General features: G+C 28.1%; 21 protein-coding genes. 7 read left to right on the top strand and 14 right to left on the bottom strand.

The features are described from left to right. Nucleotides 1–57 precede the first annotated feature (57 nt). The 3 genes from J2127_RS02200 to J2127_RS02190 all read left to right on the top strand — a co-directional run bounded on the left by J2127_RS02200 (nt 58) and on the right by J2127_RS02190 (nt 2,455). On the top strand, nt 58–846 hold the full coding sequence (locus tag J2127_RS02200) for an ATP-binding cassette domain-containing protein (protein ID WP_209731784.1): 789 nt from the start codon (nt 58–60) through the stop codon (nt 844–846). A 147-nt stretch (nt 847–993) separates the two neighbouring features. Then, a complete protein-coding gene (locus tag J2127_RS02195; protein WP_209731783.1) occupies nt 994–1,698 on the top strand; it encodes a GTP-binding protein in 705 nt (234 codons plus the stop codon). A 40-nt stretch (nt 1,699–1,738) separates the two neighbouring features. After that, complete coding sequence (locus J2127_RS02190; protein ID WP_209731782.1) at nt 1,739–2,455, top strand: (Fe-S)-binding protein; 717 nt, start codon at nt 1,739–1,741, stop codon at nt 2,453–2,455. A 105-nt stretch (nt 2,456–2,560) separates the two neighbouring features. On the opposite strand, the gene larC is transcribed toward J2127_RS02190, so the two are convergent. Beyond that, nucleotides 2,561–3,814, bottom strand: a complete 1,254-nt coding sequence (larC, locus tag J2127_RS02185; RefSeq protein WP_209731781.1) for a nickel pincer cofactor biosynthesis protein LarC — start codon at nt 3,812–3,814, stop codon at nt 2,561–2,563. A gap of 209 nt (nt 3,815–4,023) precedes the next feature. Here larC and truA point away from each other — a divergent pair, with 209 nt between their 5' ends. Continuing rightward, nucleotides 4,024–4,845 carry a tRNA pseudouridine(38-40) synthase TruA gene (gene truA / locus J2127_RS02180; RefSeq protein ID WP_209731780.1) on the top strand — a complete coding sequence of 274 codons (822 nt, stop codon included), beginning with the start codon at nt 4,024–4,026 and terminating at the stop codon, nt 4,843–4,845. Between the two features lie 170 nt (nt 4,846–5,015). Further along, a complete protein-coding gene (locus J2127_RS02175) occupies nt 5,016–5,732 on the top strand; it encodes a hypothetical protein (RefSeq protein WP_209731779.1) in 717 nt (238 codons plus the stop codon). 83 nt (nt 5,733–5,815) lie between these two features. Here the strand turns inward: J2127_RS02175 and J2127_RS02170 are convergent, their stop codons facing one another. From J2127_RS02170 to J2127_RS02130, 9 genes are all read right to left on the bottom strand, one after another. Then, complete coding sequence (locus J2127_RS02170; protein ID WP_209731778.1) at nt 5,816–6,292, bottom strand: methanogenesis marker 9 domain-containing protein; 477 nt, start codon at nt 6,290–6,292, stop codon at nt 5,816–5,818. Nucleotides 6,293–6,426: 134 nt separating this feature from the next. Beyond that, on the bottom strand, nt 6,427–7,212 hold the full coding sequence (arfB, locus tag J2127_RS02165) for a 2-amino-5-formylamino-6-ribosylaminopyrimidin-4(3H)-one 5'-monophosphate deformylase (RefSeq protein WP_209731855.1): 786 nt from the start codon (nt 7,210–7,212) through the stop codon (nt 6,427–6,429). 252 nt (nt 7,213–7,464) lie between these two features. Continuing rightward, complete coding sequence (locus J2127_RS02160; RefSeq protein WP_209731777.1) at nt 7,465–7,632, bottom strand: RNA-protein complex protein Nop10; 168 nt, start codon at nt 7,630–7,632, stop codon at nt 7,465–7,467. Between the two features lie 48 nt (nt 7,633–7,680). Then, on the bottom strand, nt 7,681–8,472 hold the full coding sequence (locus tag J2127_RS02155; RefSeq protein ID WP_209731776.1) for a translation initiation factor IF-2 subunit alpha: 792 nt from the start codon (nt 8,470–8,472) through the stop codon (nt 7,681–7,683). Nucleotides 8,473–8,785: 313 nt separating this feature from the next. Further along, nucleotides 8,786–8,971 carry a 30S ribosomal protein S27e gene (locus J2127_RS02150; protein ID WP_013180703.1) on the bottom strand — a complete coding sequence of 62 codons (186 nt, stop codon included), beginning with the start codon at nt 8,969–8,971 and terminating at the stop codon, nt 8,786–8,788. A gap of 62 nt (nt 8,972–9,033) precedes the next feature. Further along, nucleotides 9,034–9,315: a 50S ribosomal protein L44e gene (locus tag J2127_RS02145; RefSeq protein WP_013180702.1), complete on the bottom strand. Its 282-nt coding sequence runs from the start codon at nt 9,313–9,315 to the stop codon at nt 9,034–9,036. After that, the gene (locus tag J2127_RS02140) at nt 9,293–10,066 is read right to left on the bottom strand and encodes a DNA replication complex GINS family protein (protein ID WP_209731775.1); all 774 of its coding nucleotides are present in this window, start codon (nt 10,064–10,066) and stop codon (nt 9,293–9,295) included. The genes J2127_RS02145 and J2127_RS02140 overlap by 23 nt, the downstream gene beginning before the upstream one ends. Before the next feature lie 101 nt (nt 10,067–10,167). Beyond that, nucleotides 10,168–10,983: a DNA polymerase sliding clamp gene (locus tag J2127_RS02135; protein WP_209731774.1), complete on the bottom strand. Its 816-nt coding sequence runs from the start codon at nt 10,981–10,983 to the stop codon at nt 10,168–10,170. A gap of 280 nt (nt 10,984–11,263) precedes the next feature. Further along, entirely contained in the window at nt 11,264–12,154 is an 891-nt protein-coding gene (locus J2127_RS02130; protein ID WP_209590045.1) for a selenium metabolism-associated LysR family transcriptional regulator, read from the bottom strand. Between the two features lie 339 nt (nt 12,155–12,493). Here J2127_RS02130 and J2127_RS02125 point away from each other — a divergent pair, with 339 nt between their 5' ends. Next, nucleotides 12,494–13,534 (top strand): hypothetical protein, encoded by a 1,041-nt coding sequence (locus J2127_RS02125; protein ID WP_245326412.1) that lies wholly within the window; start codon nt 12,494–12,496, stop codon nt 13,532–13,534. Between the two features lie 37 nt (nt 13,535–13,571). Here the strand turns inward: J2127_RS02125 and J2127_RS02120 are convergent, their stop codons facing one another. The 3 genes from J2127_RS02120 to J2127_RS02110 form a co-directional block, all read right to left on the bottom strand. Then, nucleotides 13,572–14,642: a class I SAM-dependent methyltransferase gene (locus J2127_RS02120; protein ID WP_245326411.1), complete on the bottom strand. Its 1,071-nt coding sequence runs from the start codon at nt 14,640–14,642 to the stop codon at nt 13,572–13,574. 4 nt (nt 14,643–14,646) lie between these two features. After that, nucleotides 14,647–14,964 (bottom strand): helix-turn-helix domain-containing protein, encoded by a 318-nt coding sequence (locus J2127_RS02115; protein ID WP_209590791.1) that lies wholly within the window; start codon nt 14,962–14,964, stop codon nt 14,647–14,649. A 608-nt stretch (nt 14,965–15,572) separates the two neighbouring features. Continuing rightward, complete coding sequence (locus J2127_RS02110; RefSeq protein ID WP_209731772.1) at nt 15,573–18,290, bottom strand: hypothetical protein; 2,718 nt, start codon at nt 18,288–18,290, stop codon at nt 15,573–15,575. Between the two features lie 293 nt (nt 18,291–18,583). Between J2127_RS02110 and J2127_RS02105 the strand changes: the two genes are divergently transcribed. Next, complete coding sequence (locus tag J2127_RS02105) at nt 18,584–20,419, top strand: hypothetical protein (RefSeq protein ID WP_209731771.1); 1,836 nt, start codon at nt 18,584–18,586, stop codon at nt 20,417–20,419. Between the two features lie 130 nt (nt 20,420–20,549). On the opposite strand, the gene J2127_RS02100 is transcribed toward J2127_RS02105, so the two are convergent. Further along, on the bottom strand, nt 20,550–21,773 hold the full coding sequence (locus J2127_RS02100; protein ID WP_209731770.1) for an NAD(P)-binding protein: 1,224 nt from the start codon (nt 21,771–21,773) through the stop codon (nt 20,550–20,552). Nucleotides 21,774–21,885 lie beyond the last annotated feature (112 nt).

The raw sequence follows: 21,885 nt of genomic DNA, 5'->3' as shown, positions 1-21,885 counted from the left end.
ATATTCATATATATCAAATCAATAAAATTTTACTTTATATGTATGGATGGTGAAGTTATGGAAATCAAAGAAATTAAGATAATTGGTGGCGTTGATAAGTGCGGAAATCCTGAAAACGTCAAAGAATTAATTGTAAAAAAAGGAGAAATTTTTGGAGTGGTTGGCCCTACAGGTAGCGGTAAATCAAACTTGATAAGTGATATTGAACAATTATCACAAGGAGATACCGTTTCAGGAAGGAAAATAATGATTAACAACGAAATTCCAAGTTCCGATATGAGAAGAGACCCTAGAAAAAGAAGAATTGCTCAATTATCTCAGAATATGAACTTTTTAGCAGACATGACTGTCGAAGAGTTTTTAATAATGCACGCGAAAAGTAGGGGAATAAATTCTGAAGGTTTAGTTGATAAAGTAATAGACCTTGCAAATAATTTAACCGGAGAACCGATTAAAAAAGATTATAACCTTACAATATTAAGTGGAGGGCAATCTAGAAGTTTAATGGTTGCAGATGTAGCCGTCATAAGTGACTCTCCTATTGTATTGATTGATGAAATTGAAAACGCAGGAATTAAAAAGCACGAAGCTTTAGAGTTACTCGCAGGCTATGGTAAAATTGTAATGGTAATTACTCATGACCCTGTTTTGGCATTAATGACTAATAGGCGAGTTGTAATGAAAAATGGAGCTATGACTGAAATAATTGAGACATCAGACGAGGAAAAAGAAGTTTCAAAACGATTAAACGATTTAGATGGTTGGATGCTTTCAATGCGTGAAAAAGTAAGGCATGGTGAGAAGTTAAGTATTGGAGATATCCAAAATACTTGTAAAACATGCTAATTATCTATTAATATTAAATATTAAATAAGCCAATTATTTAACTTATATTTTTAAATCTAATTTTTACAATAATTTTAATATTTTATAATAATTTTACAATAATATTACAATAATTTAATAATATAAAATATATCTTTGGGTGAATTTATGAAAGTAGTTATTGTGGCAGGTACCCCGGGAGCGGGGAAAACATCTGTAATGACTCACACAATTAAACAATTGCAAAAAAAAGGTAAAAAAACCTCAGTTATTAAGATAGACTGTTTATATACGGATGATGATGTACGATATGGTAAATTGGGGGTTCCAACTTTAATTGGTCTTAGTAAAGATATGTGTCCAGATCATTTTGCCATATATAATATTGAAGAAATGGTGGAGTGGGCTAAGGAGCAAAATACCGATACCTTAATTATTGAAACCGCAGGTTTATGCCACCGTTGTGCACCATATACTAAAAACAGTTTAGGTGTTTGTGTGATAGATGCTACGTCAGGTCCAAATACGCCTAGAAAAGTTGGACCATTTTTAACAAGTGCAGATGTTGTAGCAATTACAAAAGGAGATATAATTTCGCAAGCTGAAAGGGAAGTTTTTAGGGAGCGAGTGCTCGAAATGAATCCAAACTGTACTATTTATGACGTAAATGGATTGAGTGGTCAAGGTTGTGCAGAAATAGCCGAAGAAATAACCGAAGCTAAAGATATAACAGATTTGGAAAATGAACTTTTAAGGCATAATGCACCACTTTCCGTATGTACTTTATGCGTAGGAGAAACAAGAATTGCTAAAAAGTACCATAGGGGAGTTTTAAGAAGAATAGATGGATTTACAAAGTACGTGGGAGAATAATATTTATAAATTTTAATATTTTTTATTAAATGGTGAGAATATGGCTAATTCAGATAAAAAAACTTTGGAATCTATGATTAACGAATTATTACCTAATTACAATTGTGGAGCTTGTGGTTTTAAAAGATGTGACTTGTTTACTGAGAGCGTTTTATTAGGTGACGATATTAAAAAATGTCCATTTCTTTTAAAAGATGATTTTAAATCTAATTTTGAGGAATTAACTGATTTATTAAATCAAAATAAAGATTTAATAACTGAAAATATTAAAAAATCTGAAACTAAAGTACAAGGTTGCTGTTCTACCGATAAAGAGCTTACTGGGTTAATCGATGGTTATGAAGCAGATTTTTTATTGGATCCACTTCGGGATGAACATTCATGCAGGGAAACCTTGTTAATTACAAGTCCACTAGCTAAAGATTTAAAAATAGGCGACTATATTCAATATAGGCCGTTGGCATGCCCTTTGCCTCATTTCGCTAAGATAATAGATATTTCGCATGGTATGCACGTTATACACATCGAAGGACCGTGTCATAGGGTAACGGGTGAGAAAAAGGACTATGTTAATGTAGGCGTGGCTCTTATAATGGCTTTTGAAGGCATCGTTTCAAAAGGTAAAATGCCAGAAGTTGGAAAAACTGTGAAGTTTATACCTACGCACTGCATGATGCAAAAAGTACATAGTGGCGTAGTTGTAGAGGCAGAAGGAAACAGGGTATTAATAGAAGGAATTGATTTAAAAGTTTGGTAATTCCTTTAAATTAAAAATAAAAATAGTTAAAATAAAAATAATAATTTTAAAAATATTAAAAAAATAGTTAAATATCAAAATATATCCAAAAAGATTAAAGAATATTTAAAATAATCTTTTTTCATCAAATTGTTTTTTTACAATTTCAGAAACTTTTCTTAATGGAATTTCTAGTTCTTCAGATATTCTTTTTAAATCTTCGTATTCTGGTTTTATATTCACCAATTTATTGTTTATATACGAGTATTTTACATTTATTCTAAATTTTCTATCGTTAAGTTCTACTAACATGTGTAATAATTTTCTATCTGCAACGTATCTGTTAAATTCAGTTATTCTAATTCCTAGTGTGCCAGTTTCTTCCATCAAAAGTTTTGTGTATTTTTCAAATTCTGCATATTTACAAATAATTGTTATTTTGTTTGCAGGTCTATTTTTTTTACCGATAACGGGCGTTACAAAGACATCAGAAGCACCTTCTTCCATTACTTTGTTAATCACGTGTCCAATAATTTCCCCTGATATATCATCGACATTAGTTTCCAATAGTGCCATTTTTTCCTCTGAAATATTTTCAAAGTCCAAATTGCTAATTTCTAAAACTCTTAATATATTAGGAGTATGTTTTAAGTCTTTAGTACCTGCACCATATCCTATTTTTAAAATTTTAGATGAAGGATAACTTTTACAAAATTCTGACGTTATATTGCATAATATAGCTATTCCAGTAGGTGTTGTAAGCTCGCCCACTTCTATTTCATCCAAATTATCATTTTTTGGAGTTTGAAGTCTTTGAAATGGTGCATTATGTTTTTTAAGTATTTCTAAAACTGCAGGAACCGGAACTGGCAATATACCATGGTCTATATTTACATATCCATTTCCTAAAACAGGATACGTCGATATGATTTGATTTAATGAATATTCGCACTTTTCCAAAATATATATACTACCTACAATGTCTAAAACGGTATCTAATGAAGCTACTTCGTGTAAATGGAAATCCTCACCATGTATGTTTTTTTCAGCAAGTATTAGGTCATCAACAATGTTTTCGCAGGTTAAAATGCTTTCATCAGCCATATTCAATTTTTCACATACTTTTAAGACACATTTTTTAAGCATTTCAGGATTGTGAAACTTTTTTTCATCTATTAAAATTTCCATATATTTTGACATTATTCCTAATTTTTTCATATTTAAAATATCTACAGAAATACATTTACAATTTTCTAATTCATTTATTTTTGATATGACGTCCTCTATAAGATCATACCGTTCTGTTAAATCCAAAAGTGAATTTATTAACATATCTCCGGAAATGCCTGATATTTTGGGGTCTATAAGTAAATATTTCAAAATTACACCTTTTTTAGATTCATTTTCATAAAAGATAATTTAATAAATCATTAATTCATATGTAGGATACGATATTTGATAATAATTATATTGTATATACTAATTATAATATATCTATTCTATCGATTAATAATTAGATATATTCTATTGCTATTATCACAAAATTTAGGTCTTATTGATATATTGAAATTAAATTAATTGGAGATATTATGTACATATTTAAAGTAGCATATGATGGAAGATATAGTTTTCAATTGCAACCTCACGAGAAAACCGTATGTGACGTTTTAACAAATATTTTAGTAGATTGTGGTTATTTATCAACGTTTAAGAAACCTTTATACTACGGGGGTCGAACAGATTTGGGTGTTTCAGCACTTGGAAATTTTGTAATTTATGATTTAGATAAAGAGCCCATATTATCGCATATATATTCAAGATGTAATGGTTCTGGTATATGGGTTTTAGGGTATCAGAAAATAGATAGCTTTCCAGAAGTGAAACATAGGCATTATAGGTATATCTTACCAAAAGTTGACATATACGGTAATTTGCACGATTTAAACAGGGTCTTAAAAGTTTCAGAATGCTTGATTGGAACTCATTCTTTTCATAACTTATCTAAGAGAGATAAAAAGAAAAACCGAGATCCTGTCAGAACAATTTATGATATAAAAGTTTCAGATGATAAATACTTTATAACTTTGGATATTTATGGAAAGAGCTTTTTATGGAACATGGTTAGAAAAATTATTGGTTTAATCTCAAAAATCGGTATCTCGAACATGAATAATGAAGAAATCGAAGAATATATGAAAAAAGTTTTTAACCCTAAACTCAAGGTGGGTTCGCAAATTGGACCTGCCGAAGGTCTTGTACTGGTTGACGCAAAAACAGATGTCGAATTTAAATATGATAGCTATGTTTTAAAAAAATTCAGTGAAGATACCACCCATACAATGAATGAGAAAATTCGAAGATTGGGCGTTTATACCTCAATGAATGAATTTTCTAGAAATTTTAAAATTTAGCTTTTTTAATTTTATTTTAAATTTAAATCTCAGATATTATATATTAAATGAAACATAATAATCATATTAAAAATTTTACAATTTAATTCAATTTAATTCAATTGTAATTATAATTACGATTATAAGCACGGTTAAGATATAAGCATAATTCAAATCATGGAAGTGAATTTATGGTAAACTACATATCTTCTATAAGCGTAGATATCTCTTCAAATGACGTGGGTACTAATCCTGAAGTTAATTCGAAAATAAATAGGGAATTAAGAAATTTATTTAAAGACCTGGGTGTAAAATCAACCATTACAAACGTAACTGGCGATGATATTGTAATAACTTCGCAAGTACCTGAAGGTCTTGTAAATGAAGTTAATCAATCAATATTTAATTTACTACATAAATATGCGGAAAGTTATGACGATTTAAACGGTGTTTCAAATACCCCTGAAGATGCTGATGAAGGTGTTTCATATGCAATTGCTAAAACCGAGTCACAATATGGGGATTCTATAATAATATCCTTTGATACTTATTGTGGCGAGAGTTTTGTAGATGAAGCAGCTTTATTTGTGGAAGAAATAGGAAAAAAATATGGTTATGATTGCTCGTCAAGTGTTTCAAATACCCCTAAAGAAATTCACGGTATAGGTTATTCTGGTATTACTACTGACGATCCCGTAGTAATTATTACATTAAAAGAGGTTAAAGACCTTAAAAAAATTGCAGGAATGATATATGGTGGATTACTTGCTTTTGACAATGTTTATTATGTTGAAAAAGGTTCTGCGATAGAAATAATGCCTCCAGGAGTTATATACACGATGTCGGCATTTTTAAATGGAAATTCAATTGATTTATATAATGGTATTAAAAAAAGAATTAATTTTTAATATATTATTATTTAATATATTAGCAATAATTTTTTTATTTGATTATTTTTATTACTATTTTTATCATTATCATTATTGTCGTTCTATTTGTTTTCACTAACTGCAACGATTTTTTGAGCTTCTTTATAAGCTTCAACTAAATCGCCCGTTTCGAGTATAGCTTTTTCAGCAACTTCTTTTGGAATTCCTTTTTCAGCAAATTTTTCAATTGTCGCTTGAATGATTTTAGAACTTTTTAAAATTTCTTCGGAAAGCTTTTGTTTTAATTCCATATACTCGTCTTCGCCCATTCCTATTTTTAGCATTTCACTATCTCTAAATGGACAAGGTTTTGTTATTTTACAGCACCAAACTAAGCTACCAAAACAGGTATTCTTACCTTCTCCTAGCCTTGTTTTTTTTCCAAAATCCTCTTTAAGCTTTGAAAATTCGTCAGGGGTTATTCCAAGAACTTCAATTGCTTTATGTAATGGACAATATTTAACCGGAGGGCAACAAAATGCAAGACCCCTAAAATCTCCGCCTCTACATATATGCGAAGGAGAATTTTCCCATACCATACTATCACCAAATATTAATTAGACTATTTATCTTTGAATTATAATTTATTGAGATGTCTTATTATATATTAATTTACATTTGAAATTAGCTTAAACTTATTTTAAGTTTTATTATATTTTTTATTTTATTATATCTATTCCTTTAAAAATTCTGTAATACACTCAATACTATCGTTAATCATGTGATCTGTTAATTCTTTACCATAATTAACATCTACGATTGCAGGTTTATTTTCAACCATTTCAGCTTCTTCATTAATATATTTATTATTTTGACGTGCTTCCACCAATCCGACCATTCCTATTTCTTCATAGTTTAAAGGATTATGTTTATCCATTTTTTTCTCTTCGTAGATTCCAATATATTTCCCAATCGATAATTCTTCACTATAGGCGTGAATGTATCCAAAGGATTTTATATCAATTTTTAATTTTTCGACATTTCCATAATCTTTAAAATTATGTTTTATTTTTTTAAGATGGCCTAAATCCAAATCTAAATATGACTCTTCGCAGTAATTGGTTTCGAGTCTTTTTTTGACATTTTCCTTTAAGAAATCTATTTTTTTGGAAATATCAGAATTACCGCCGTGGCAATTAATTATTAAAAATTTATTTACACCTATTTTCGAATATTTGATGATTATATATTCTAATTCAGAAGTTATGTCTTCTAAGGAGTTATGTATGCCATGTTTGACATAGTCATACTCTGTAGATGTACAAACAGTGCCTAAAAATTTTACACCTGTTTTCAATGCAACATTCAAAGCCACGTACGACGCTATTTTAATATCTGTATCGATAGGTAATGCTGAACCATGATTTTCTAGATAAGAACCAAGTGCAATAACACCTATTTCGTGAACTTTTTTGTTTTCTTCAAGTAACTTTCCAGAATTTAATCTTAATTCGAATATATCACTCATTATATCACAATGTTTAACGTATATCAAAAATTTAGATGTTTAAAGATTTAAAGATTTAAAAATCAAAAGTTTCAATTTTCAATTGAATTTTTAATTATTTTGATACTTAAATTATTTAACCTTAGTTATTTGATTTTATGAAATAATCTAAACTAAGTTAAAAATATATAAATTTTAAAAATAGGAAGTTGGGTTGTAATAAAATATTTGATTAATTCTGTTAATTTTATTTTTATTACTTTATTATTCGTTTAGGTTGGCTCTATCTTTAAATTTTAAAGCTCTTCTATATGTTCCGTATTTATCTAATGGCGAATATCTGGGTGGTTTAACTGTTATTGCTTTACCACCACACCTGCAGACATCTTGCATTGTGTATTCCCCACATAATGTGCATTTTTTTAGTTGCATCATCTCACCTTTGTGAGTATATTATGTATTATGTAGTTATCTACACAATTATTCTTCAATTCTTATAAAGTCGCCTTTTCCATCGGCATATTTAACAATATCTTTTATAGCTTCGTTAGCTACACTTCTTAAGACTTCTTCACCGCTTTTATAATCTGGAGCAATTACTTCAAGTCTATATTTTGGAGCCCCTATATATGATACATCAACTTGAACATCTTCATAAGGGTTAGCTTTTATTGCTTTTTTAATTACTTTTTTAATTACTTTTATTCCATCTGGTTCTGTTGTTGAAAGGGATAACATACCATCCACTTTAACATTTGAAAGTTCGATGTTTTCTTTTGCAATCTTATATAATTCTTCGGTCCAATCTTTTGGAATGTCCATATCTTCAAAAGCTTCTTCTCCTTCGATAACTAATGATTCAAATGCAACATATAATTCTCCGAATTCTTCTTCAATTGTGTATCCTACTTCTTTCCAAGCGTCTTCTAAAGATTTACCAAGTTTTTCTGATGCAAATTGTAATAATTTTTCAGCTCTTTGGAATCTCTTCCATTCTTGAACTTTTGCTCTTTTCTGCTGGTCGGTAACTCTTTTTAATGATAAATCAATCTGATTTTTATTAGGATTTACTCTTACAACCTTTGCAACAACTCTTTGTCCTTTTTTAATGTGGTCCCTTATGTTCTTGATCCAACCTGATGAAACTTCAGAGATGTGTACCATACCCTCTTTTTTAGGGTATTCTAATAATTCAACAAATGCACCAAATGATTTAACGTCACTTACATTTCCTATTACAATATCGCCTTCTTCTGGAAAATTAGATTTCATGATATTACACCTTAAATTTTATAATATATTACTAAAAAAGTTTAAGCTACTTTTCTTTTTTATTTTTTCTTTTTATCTTAACTTATTATTTTATGATATGTATTTTCCGAAATAAATAAGTAATAATATAAATTTAACAATTGATTACAAATTACAAAATTAAAATTATACTATATCAATATAATATTAATGTATAATATATAAAGTTATACAATAATTTTCATAATAGAATAAATGATTATAAAACAATGTTAAATTTCAATGATTAAAAAAGAAGAGTTTTATGATTACAAATATTATACGAATGTATAACTTATTGTAATACTTCGAGTATTTTAGCTTTTATTGAACCTTTTGAAGCTTTAGGTTCTGCAATTGTTTTACCGCATGCTGTACATTTAACAACTGTTGATGGGCAACCAAATAAAACTTGTTGGTTGTTGCAATCTGTACATTGTACTTTTAAAAATCTGCTTTTTGGTCTTGGTATTAATTCCATGTTTCTCACCTTTATTTCAATATCTATTAAAAAATTAAATGTAGAAATTTGTTGAATTATACTTATTCAACTAATTCAAACATTCTAGCTCTGAATCCACCGTTGCTTCTTGTGTGCATTTTTCCACATTCTGCACATTTGTATCTTAAATCCAATTTTTTAATTGGTTTTGCTCCACCAGGTAATGGTCTTGGGTAACCCCCGTAACCTGCAGTTACTCTTCTGAATAACCTTTGACCTCTTCTCAATTCACTTGCTTTTCTCTTTTTAGCTCTTTCTACTGTATGAACGGTGTGTTTTTTACAGTATGGACAATATCTTTTAATTTTCTTTTTCATTTTCATAAATAGTCACCTGTTCCACTATATTGTGTTTCTCTAAAATTTTTGAAAATCTCCCATCTAAAGAAATTAAATCATTTTTATTTAAACCATAAACACAATTCCCATCAGTAAAATATGGAAACTTGTGATTGACTCTTACAATATGAATATCTCTTTCAGTATTTATAACTTTTGGTATTTCATCATCTATATTTTTATAAACATTATCTTGAAAATCAGAGTCTAAATTTAAAGAATAATCGTTTTTAAGTTCATTTTTTCCAAAATTTTCACTTAATTTTTCAAAATTTTCTTTTAAATTTCCAGATAATTCGTTAGAACCATTCGATCTATCATTAGATTGCAATACGGTATTTTCGACCCTAATTTGCATACTTTTTTCACTATCAAGGCCATAATTTTTAACAGAAGCATCGATAATATTTTCAAAATTGTTTAAAAAATCAGAGTTGTCACTAAATAAAGTGGTATCTATAAGATTGTTAATAATCTTATAAATTTCCTTTTCATCTTCAATTAATAATTCGGGATTTTCATTTAAAATAATAATTTTATATAATCTTACCTTTAATAATGAAGACGAATAGTATTTTACACGATTGATTTTTTTTATATCTACATCGTTGACATTATCTTTTTTAGAAATGCTCTCCACATACTGTTTAATATCTGAATAAAGACTTTCAGGTATTTTAAGCAATTTTGGAGATGCTATTTCATCAAAAAAAGCATTTTTAGCTTTATTATACATATTTTCACTTATTTTAGTTATTATTTATTACTAAATTCTTAGCTAGTTATTGATTATTTACTAAAATTTTTAATTGAAGTATTTTCATGTATTAACTTCAATTAAGATTCAATTCTTGGTGCAAGTAAAAATACTAATTTAGCGCCACCAATATTGTATTCTATTTTAACAGGCATGTCTTCGCCGAGGTATATATCTAAAATATCTTCTGATGCAGTAGACTTTGTTATATCTTTTAAGTATGCAAGATTGAAAGTACTTTTTGAGTTTTCTAATACTTTATAGTCAACCATTACGTTGTTTATAACTTCTTCGCTTTCTCCAGCTCCTTCATTTTCCGCTTCTGAACTTACAACTTCAGTTTCTGATTTTGAAAGTGAGAATATTGTTTCGCTGTAGTTTAAATCTCCTTTTGAAGATATTACAAATTGGTTATCACTTGAATTAACGCTTAGGATAATATGGTCGTTTACCAATTCTGAGTCTTTTAAAGCTTCTACAAATGCACCTGCTTTGATAGATACTTTGTTTGGGTACTCTATCTCTGGAACTTTTAAATTATTTGATGAAATGTCGTACAATGCCATTGAGAAGTTTCTTGTAACATTGTTTTTAAACGTAGTAAGCAATTTATTTTTTTCTTCATCATATTCCATAATTATTTTATCGTTACTTTTAGACCTTGCCATTATCTTTTTTAAGGCTTCTAAATCTATACCTAAATCATGTATTCCGCTGATGTATTCTGAAAATACGGTTTTAGGAATGTTTAAACTGACTAAAGCCACGTGTGAAGGGTCCATAGCACTTGCCTTAATTCCTTCTTCATCTACTTCGAAACATATTTCATCTACTAAGTTACTTGTAGCATTGATTATTTTTTTGAAGTCTTTTGCATCACAAACTGCTTTAAACATTTGCTCACCACTATTTTTTTAAATAATATCTCTAAAACTATTTAGAAGTTAAGATTTAATTAATCAATTTAATATCAATTTAATTTTAAACATAATTAATTTTAAACATTTTTTATTATATTTTACTAACTATATGTAAATAACTATATGTACATAATGATTTGTTTTTAATTTAATTATTCAATTAAAAATACTAAATACATATTGAAAAAAAATAAATAATATAAATTAAGCTAATTTTAATTTATAATGCGTATACTTAAATAATTAAGTACTTAAATTAATCTCCTTTTACGAAATCCCAGAATGATTTTATAGCACTAGGGTTTTTAGGTCTTTTACCCCTAACTAAGTACAAGTATCTTGTAAGATCTAAGTCTTCTATTGGCACTATTTTTAAGAAGCCTGCTTCTGCTGATTTTTTTGCAGGAATTTCTGAAATGATACTTACTCCATAACCTTCTGAAACTGCCGTAATAATGGATGACGTACTTCCTAAACTCATAACAGTGTGTAAATCCATCATTGAATATCCTTTTTTGTTCAATGCATCTATTAATATTTCACGAGTTCCTGAACCAACTTCCCTATCGACATAATCTTCTTTTAATACATCGGATAGTTTTGCAATTGGTTTTTTAGCCAATGAATGGTCATTAGGTACTACTAAAACTAATCTATCTTTACCTATAACGATGTTATCGTAATTCTTGTCGTATATGTTTCCAACTGCGATAATATCAACGTTTCTTTCCTCAAGCAATTTAAAACATTTTTCTGAGTCTGTAATTTGAATTTCAAAGTTAACGTCTTTGTACTCTTTTTTATACTCTTTTATAATACTTGGTATCAAGTATTCACCTGGTGTGGTACTTGCAGCAATCCTAATAATACCTTCAGGGTTTTCATGTAACATTTTCATTTGCTGTTTTGAGTTATTAATGAATTCTAAAACTTTTTCCGCATTTTCTAATAATATAGTTCCTTCAACGGTTAAATCAACGCCTTCGGGAGTCCTTAAAAATAATTGCGCATCAAAAAACTTTTCAAGCACTGATATATGATTACTAACGGTACCTTGTGTAACGCCTAATCTTTTAGCAGCTTTTGAAAAGCTTTTAGTTTTTGCAGCATGTAGAAAAGTTTGAAAGTAACTTATTTTTGGGTCCATAATATCACTATCGCTATTCGCCATCATTATTATTTTAATTAAATGATTAAATCATGTCTTTTGTTATAATTTAAATTTAAATTTAAATTTTCATCATTGTTTAAATATGTATTACATTATAATATTCTATATACTAATTAATTCAATATTCAAGATATTATATTAAACTAATAATACATATTAAAAAAACTAATATATATAATTAATCTAAATATATGTCCTACCAAATAAATAAGTTAATACCTTGAACGTTAATATTGTATTTATTAATCACATTTGTAATAACTTTTGGAATAATATACCATTTATTAAAAATTTAAATTAGTCGAGGAGATTTTAATGATTGTATTGCCATATAGAAAACCATGTATGGAAGCGCTGACTTTAAAAGAAGGAGATGAACAAGAAACTTCGTTAGTTATTAATTCTATTCTCAAAAATAATTACCATATACATTATTTGCCATCTGGGGACGCTGCTATATACATGGCGTGTAATATCTTAAATTTTTATAATTCTCAAAATTCAAACCTTGAAAATTGTGTTAATGCCATAATACCCGATATGGGGGCATGGAATGGTTTTAAAAATTATTCTGAACTATTGAATTTCGACATAATTAGTTTGAAAACTGAGGATGGCGTAATAAATCCAAAGTATTTAAAAACATTTTTTGAAAATCTAGTTTATGAGCAAAGCAACGAATCAATTCCAAAGGATATATTAAATGTTTTATTTATTACTTCGTCTGTAGGGTACTTACAAAGCCAAAAAATAAAAGAAATAGCTGAGCTATGTAATGAATATAATGTCATACTCTTCGAAGACATTTCTGGGAAAGTTGGAGGTAATTGCGGTTATGGGGATGTAGTAGTATGTTCTACAGGTTCTCCAAAGATTATAAATTGTGAATATGGTGGTTTTTTCGGTCTTTCAAATGATTTCATGGAATTAGTTGATAAATCAGAAAATTCAAAAAAGATAAAGGATAGTGCTAAAAAAATATTAAAGACCTATAAAATTCCAAATATTTATGGCTCAATAAAGTACGAAACATTAAATGCAAAAAAAACTTATCAAAAATATGTAGAATATTGTATGTATTTAAAAGAAAAGATAAATGGTTCCGAATTCATAAATCAAGAAGGTATTTCGTTATTTATAAATTCAAAAAATCCGAATAAATTTTCAAAACAAATAAATGAACATATTAAATTATCAAATGGTAAATCACTAGTTACAAAATGCCCAAATCAAAATAGAATACTAAAAGACGGGGTGGTTTTAGAAATAAAAAAATTAGATTTAAATCATATCTCTATAGAAAATTTAGATGAAATATGTAGTATTATTAATGAAATTTCAAAACAGATACATTAAATGATTAAGGAAATGAATATCAAAATAAAAAAATAATTTAATTAATTTTTTCAATCAATAATCCGCAATTTCCCAAGAATTTATATTTAAATCCATAACCTAATAATTCTAAGGTATCTATAATTTCAGATCTTGATAAATACCCTATAAAGTATTTGTTTAGGCTTTGGTAGAATTCAAACAATTCTATGCTAACATTTGCTGAATCTTTAAAGAATTCTTCAATTATTATTAATTTTCCATTCTTTTTTAATGAATCCATCATTTTTCTTAAGAATACTCTTGGAGATTTTGCATAACTAAGCGTATGTGTACAAATTACGCTGTCGTATTTGGTTTTAGGTATAGTTTCGCTAAAATCTAATGTTTTTAACTTTGCACATTCGATTCCATTTCGTTCTAACCTACTTTCTGCCATTTTAATTAACTTTTTAGATATATCTACACCAGTATACTGACCATTTGGTGCTACCTTTGAGCTAAAGTACAATGGAGAGCGAGAACCGCAACCTATATCTAATACATAATCGCCTTTTTTGATATCCAATACTTCAAAAGCTGCAGTTCTTGTTATGTCCATAAATTCAGTATTTAATAACATATCCCAGATATCTGCATCTTTTTTGAAGTTTAATAGTATCTCTGGATGATTATATCCTATTAAAGCATATTGAAATAGACTTGTTCTGAAGTCGTACTGTGCAATATAGTCATCCATTAAATCTTGGTATTTTGGGTGAATAGATGAATACTTAAATTCATTATTTAATTCTAAGGTATTATCATCATAATTTTCTCTGATAAGCCCTAAGCTAACTGCGGTATTTACATATTTCAATATAAAATCTTTATTTGGATATTCTAGCATGGAAAGCAAGTTTTCTTTTGTAGGCATATGTAGATCTATTATTTTGTATATTCCAAATTTTAAACCTTGCCTAAAAAATGTGCCCAGTAATTCATTATTTAGATATTCAACTGCATAGTCCATGCATCTAAAATTTTTCATGTATTCTTCTTCCTCTATTATTGAAATATCGTTATAGTACCCAACTTCTGTATTCATCTTACCATCTTCTAAATCGCTTGTATAATCAAATCTATCCATGATTTCACCATTTATCAGAAGAATCATAATCTTTTAAATATTCTACAACAGTCTTTCCATATTCCGTCATTTGATATATTTTCATACCTTCTCTTCCATCGCAAGATACTAAACCTAATTCAATAAGCGAAGAACTGCCATTGTATCGATTTCCCATACCTTTTAAGCAACCTAATACGTTACTCGGATCTGATTTAACTCTTCGAGATAATTCAGATAAGTAAGTCCCGTGCGGATGAACATCATATAGGAAATATACTATTCTTTTTCGAAGTTTACTCTTGTTTAAAGACCTAATAATTGTAGGATTTATAAACATCATGTCATGAGAACCCACTTATGACACCTCGGAGGATTGTCTAAAACCCTTTTAAAGGGACATATATACTTATAAACTATTACTAAATTGTTACTAATTTGACAACATTATCCATAAAGATTTAAACATTATACAATGTTGAAACAATATCTATACTAAATATTTACAAAGGGTCGTATTACTAAATAAACTAATATATAGTTGTATTGTTTATTATATATAAATATAACCTACTTAAAAGAACTAAATATTAGATTTATTAATGGACAATATTTATAACATATATCGAAAGTAATATATAGTATAAATGTTGACGAGCAATCATTTATATAGTATTACTATAAAATTAGTTTGAAATGTCTATTTTTTAAATAATAGTAATTAAATATCCTATTTGATAATTTAATAACTTTTAATCGTTATAATATATAATTATCCTTTAATTACTGGATAAAAAGCATAATACATTGATAAACGCAGTTAGTTTTTATCACGTTTATCTATTTAGTAATATTTAATATTAAAAAAATTAAAATAGGTATTATTAAATCTCTTAAAAAATCTAAAAAAAATTAAAATATTATTAAATATAAATTAATTATGGGAGCTATTTAGTTTATAAGCCCCCCTATAATAGGTATCGATTTTATTGCCCCAGTTATCGAACCGAATATATTTGAAATCATATCATCAGAACCGTTGTCTTGATTTTCTTCGACATCAGACGTAGTTTTTATATCTGTATCTGCATTTTGATTTGGGGTATTGTCTTGATTGGCAATATCTTTGGCTTCTTCATCTTTATTATTTGCAATTTCATATCTATTATTTATATTGGAGGTTTCTTCTTCATCTTCCACTATTGAATTTTTCCCATTTTCGTATTTTATTTTAATGGATTTTTTCAATGTGACAGGTTTTAAAACACCATTTACACTAACAAAATCTGGTATTTTTGTATTTATTTCAATTTTATATTCGTTTCCGTCTTTTAATTTTTCATTGAATTTTAAAGTAATCGGTTTTACTTCCATCGAATGAAGATATATATTTTTAGGTATTGTTTCATGTATTTTTTCGTCATCTTTGTATATACTTATCCAGTATTCAAAGTTAAGGTCAACTGGATATATGCTTACTAATCCTGAAGATAACTTTAACGATAACCCATCATCCTGGGTTTCAAAGTCATATATGTTTATTGGTGCTAATACCGTAGTTGATTCTACAGTATTACTTTTTATTCTACCTAATACATCTATATTTGAAAATCTACCTATTTTAGCATTCATTTGAGGGTATATATTTGAAGTCGAGCCTACAAAGTAGCAATATTCAAAGTCTTTAAATTCGTTATGTGGCTTTATTCTTAGCAATGTATATCCACTAAATCCTTCCTCATAATTTATTTTAAAGTTGAAAGTTTCATAATCTATTGTCGAATAGCCCGGCTTTAATTGAGTATTTACTATATCACTTTGTGCTCTTAATTTTCCATTTAAATCATATGTTTCGATCTGCATTGTACAATCTACTGGAACAGATAGTTTATTTCTCAAAGTTATGAATAGTTCATTTTCAAATCCTGCAACAGGCTGAGGTATGAATAAACCTCCATTATTCCCTACAACAGTAGCTCTGGGCAATACCGTGTTGTTGTAGTTCATATCACCAAATTGGAATATGTTAAACACATTAAAGTGTAATTTTAATTCATGATCATCTTCAGTTATTCTTTCGGGGATTATTACTTTTGCAGATATATCTCCGTTTATTTCTCTGTTGAATTTAACATTCACCGTATATGTTTTCGTTTCATGGGCAGGTAGTTCGAATTTAATTTCCTCTTCACTGTAGTTAACTGCACCATCTATAAATTCATCAGAAAGTTCTAATGTACCGCTAATTGTTTTATTGTATATATTTTTAAGAGTAAGTTTTAAGGGATACGTTTTACCAACTAATATATTACCAGAGTGATTGGATACTCTTTGAACATCTTTATCATAAGGGAAATCCACATCTGTAATGGTAATTGGGGGTACTTCGATGTATTCTTCATCAGCATCTTCTTCTAACGTATTTATGTAGTAACCAGACAATGTTTTTAACTCTGTAATAATATCTATTTTGTTTTTATCGGGTAACATGTTTAAAAGTATATATTTTACAGTATAGTCTGACTCTTCAAATTTGCATAATTCATTATAGTGAATATTTTCATCTTCATCTTTAATTTTAACACGTACTTCTAAATCTTCATCATAATAATTAGTATAATTTAATTTTACAATTATGGGATATTTTTCATTTTTTAAATATGCCCTAGGTATTAATTCTGAATTTCCATATCTATCCTTATTTAAATAATCTAAAATTTCTTCGTCCTGTATTCTATATTTATTATAATAATCTCTTAATAAATCATCATAGCTATCGTTTATTTTAGTTAAAACTTCAAAATCATTTAATATAATAGGAAATGAGAATGATTTTTTAGTTTCTTTAAGATCATATGTTATATAATTACCTACTTTTTTCTTAATAGTTTCCTGTTCATTAGTAGTGTAACTGTGCAAACCCATTGTCTGAGTATGAACCTGTATTTTAAATTGTTCGTCTTCGGATTCTATTTTAGGAACTCTAAAACTCACTTCCTTTTCTGAATTTAATGGCATATATATAGTTTTTTTATCATTAACGCCATTGTAATATACATCTTCATTGTCCTCTTCCTCGGATTCACTTGAATCCTCATCATAATCAGTGGATACAGCACTTATCCAAGTTACAACCTCATAATCAGACTGAGCATAAGGATTGCTTTTTAAAGTGATAGTAAACCAATTTCCAGTACAATATTCGAGTGTTTTTTTATTTTCTTCTGTGTAGCTACCACTACAGTTAATATATTTTACATCCATTGGACTTCTTACATCAATAGTTATAGATTTAGATCCTACATTTTCGCCATCATCGTTGATCAAATCGATATCTACTTTATTATCCCCTATTTCCGTAAACTGGGGCTTAACTTCTACAATTTTTTCAATATGTGTATTTGGCGATAGTGGGATATAAGGCGATTCCCAAGTGGTATCATCCCATTTGGCCACTACTTTTACATTTTGTTGATACTCATCGTAATTTACCAAGCTTAAATAGATTATGGGGGAGCTTGTATCTATCATTGGACCCCCTTCCATAGGATTTTGACCTTGATTCCATATTTTGGTAATTTTTACACCTTCTTCATCTTTACAGAGTCCGGGGGTAATTGTGAGTAGCAGTAAAAAAAGAGTTAAAACTGTTTTAAATTTTATCTTCATAATATCCCATTTTTAACTTTTAAATATTTTAAGTCTATAATCCGTTATTTAATATTTTTTTGTGTAAGTGTTTATGTATATAGTTTTAAAAATTTGAATATCATATTTATTTATTGAAAAGCTATAAAAATTTAAAAAACAATATATTATAATAGATACAATTTAAACATTCTGTAAATTTTTTTAAATTAGCCATAGGCGATAAATAGTTAATTAAATACATAATAGATTATTGTTATTAAATTTATTAATACTAAAACGTTAGTTAGTACAAACTAAGTTTAGGTGGGCAAATGACCGTAGGCATTAAAAATAATTCAAAAAAATGTTCCAAAGTGCATAATAAAGCTTTAATGTTATCTTTTGTAATAATTACAATCCTTTTTGGACTAATGGGCTCTGTAAGTTCAGAAGTGGCATATAAGTGGGTTAGTGAAGAACCTATTAAGTTTATCGCACTTTCAAATGTTAAATCGACTTATGAGCTGGAAAAATACATGAATTCTGATGATTTAGTGATATTTTATTTAGATAAAAATTTTAAAGTGAATAATGAAGGAGAAAGTTTTTTGAAAAAGCTTGGTATTTACTCTAGAATTGACTATACAAAGTACATAGGGCGATCACGAGAGGAATATCCTTATTACATCTTTAAAATAGATAATGAAGAGTATTTTGCATTAGATACTTTTGATAGAAATAAGGTATATTTTGAAGAGTATGTAGAATTATCTCCAAAAAAGATATTTTTACCAAAGGAACCAGATTTTAGTAGTAAGGAATTCATGGATTTCTTAGGAACTTTTGTATCCAACAATGGGGGTAAATTTGCATACTTGAATAAAGTTCCAAATGGTTACAATGAAAGTTTGATTTGGGGTGTGGCAGTACAAAATATTATGCCAGATAGTACCGGTGACGGCGTTATTCAGATTTCTGGATATAATATGATTGTTGATGTAATTGATTCGGATTTAATATTGAAAAAATTGAAGTTAATAGATGATTATTCAAAAGAAATTAAATCAAACTATACATATATATCCACAGGTGCTGAAAATCTAAATGTTTTAGATGTAAACACAAAAGAATCAATTTCTAAGTATCGTGAATTTTATATCATAGAGGAGTTTTTAAGGCAAGAAACCAGGAATGATAATTTATATTCTAGATATGGCGATGGAAATGGCTATAATACTAAATATCTTAAAAATATGGATTTAATGGCTTTTAGCTTTTATCCTATGGTATATTTAGATAAAAGCCCAGATTCTATTAGAAATGACCCAATAGGTAGTTATTATCCTACAAGTTATGATTACCAATACTTATCAAATGGAGATTACTGGATGAAATCAAGAGCTTCAGAAACAGGATATTTCCAGTATGATAACGACGAGATTCTTGAAGATGTTGGGTATTCTGATATAAAAAGACAAACCTGGACATTGGGTGATGAACAACTTTCTTTAAGGGAAGAAAATGAACTTAAAAATAAATATGATGCATTTAATTATTGGTATTGTAAAAATTACGGATATTTAACTACAAATGGGGTAAATGCAATTATATTACCGTCTTCAGATGAAAACTTAACAGATATGATATTTGATAATACGGATAATGAAGATATAATATGGAAATCTACCCTGGTTAATCCAAATAATGGAATTTCATACATTGTAGTACCTGGTGATAATAATTACTATATTAAAAACAATGTATCAATATTACAAGTTCCTAATTTCTTAAGTACACAAAACTCAATGTCGTACGTAAGAAGTTACTATAAACAACCAGAAAATGAAGAATTTGGTGTTTACGTGACGGATACAATTTATTTCAATAAAAGTGTATTGAAAAATTTAACCGATTCAAATAGGGTGTGGGTCTGCTCTTTCGAAGAGTTTTCAAACTGGAATAAGGACTACACTAGGACTAATATGGGTTTAAACAATGGAAATATTGTATTAACTACAAATATGAATGAAAAACCTAAAATTACATATTATGACAATCATGTTAGATACTCCGATTCTCCAAAATACGAGAATGGAAAATATTATTTAAAATTCGGCAGTACTTCAAAATATGGTAATAATACAATAGTGGGACCTAATACTTATTAAAAATCGTATTTATGCACTAAAATAATTTTTTTCTATTTTCTATTTACTATTTTTATTCATATTAGTTTATTTATTTTAATTTTTTAATTCTATTTTTATCGTCTATTCAAAATATATTAAAAAAAGTATATTATAATTTATTAATGTGATTTAGTACTTCAATAACACTTAATGACACACCTTCTACTTCAATACCGCCTTTTCCTTTTACGCCGTCACCAACCAAGTATAATTTATCATTAATCACTGGTTTTAAATCTGTTCCATTGGACGCATGGTTAACCGGGCATTCATCACGATATGTTTGTATTGCAAGTATTTTATAATCTTCTTTTTCATGGCCAGTAAATTCTTCAGAAAATAAATTATCAATATCTTCTAAAACTAAATCTATTTCATCGTTTATGTTATTTTTTATCTGAGTAGCATGCGCCATTATTAAATTATGTCCTTCTTTAGCTAATGATTTATCAACATTCGATGGTTGGTTAAAACCGTTCAATCGTTCCGATTCAGTGGTGAATACTACGCTATTATGTGTTATTAATTTATGCCTAGAACCAATACTAACTTTGATACCTTTAGATGGTATTGGCATTTTATTTTTATTAATAAAGTTTAAATTACTAATTTTTTGAGTTATTATTGGTGAAGCATTGCTTATTATTATATCAAATTCATTTTCGTCATTTATTGTACATTTTTCTTCGGCATTTTCAGGTATGTATATTTTATCCACACTGTAATTTTTATGGATTATTCCACCATTTTGTAAGATAACCTGCTCTAGGGCATCAATTATACCTTTACAGCCACCTAATGGAATACCCGGGCCTCCAAATTTATGATAGTATTTACTTATTGCTATAACTTCATCTATTGGAGTTTCGTACGAAGATAAACTTAAAGCCCAGCCTGAAAATGAATTACCTACTTTTTCAGCTATGGGTATCCCTTCTAAAAAGGTTCCAAATGATATATCTTTATCAACAGTGCCTAATTTCAAATCTGCCAACATCTTTAAAGCTTTTAATTTATCTTTAAAGCTTACAAGCTTTTTCAGCTCTTCAAAACCATAATTTGTATTATTAATCCTAAAAAGTCCATCAGGATTTGAGTTGATTATTTTTGCACCACAGTTTGATTCTTGAACTAATTGTCCAAAAAAACCATTCGCACCGTGAGGTATCATGTGCAGAGCACCAGTCGTTAACTGATAGCCCTTATAGTCTAAATTTGTAAATCTACCTCCGATATATGGAAGTTTTTCGTAAATTGTTATATCATGTTTTTTTGATAGTATTGCTGCACTAAATAATCCCCCTAATCCAGCTCCAATAATCCCTATTTTCATAATAGCACCTTATAAACATCTAATACTTTAAAATTTTTAAATATTTTGTAAAAATTATTATTATAATTATTGTATGGCATATTCTTTATAAATAGCTTATACATTCTGAAGT

The organism is Methanococcus voltae (assembly GCF_017875395.1).
Taxonomy (GTDB): Archaea; AGJL01; Methanococci; order Methanococcales; family Methanococcaceae; genus Methanococcus; species Methanococcus voltae_C.
This window is presented reverse-complemented; position numbering and strand designations above follow the sequence as displayed.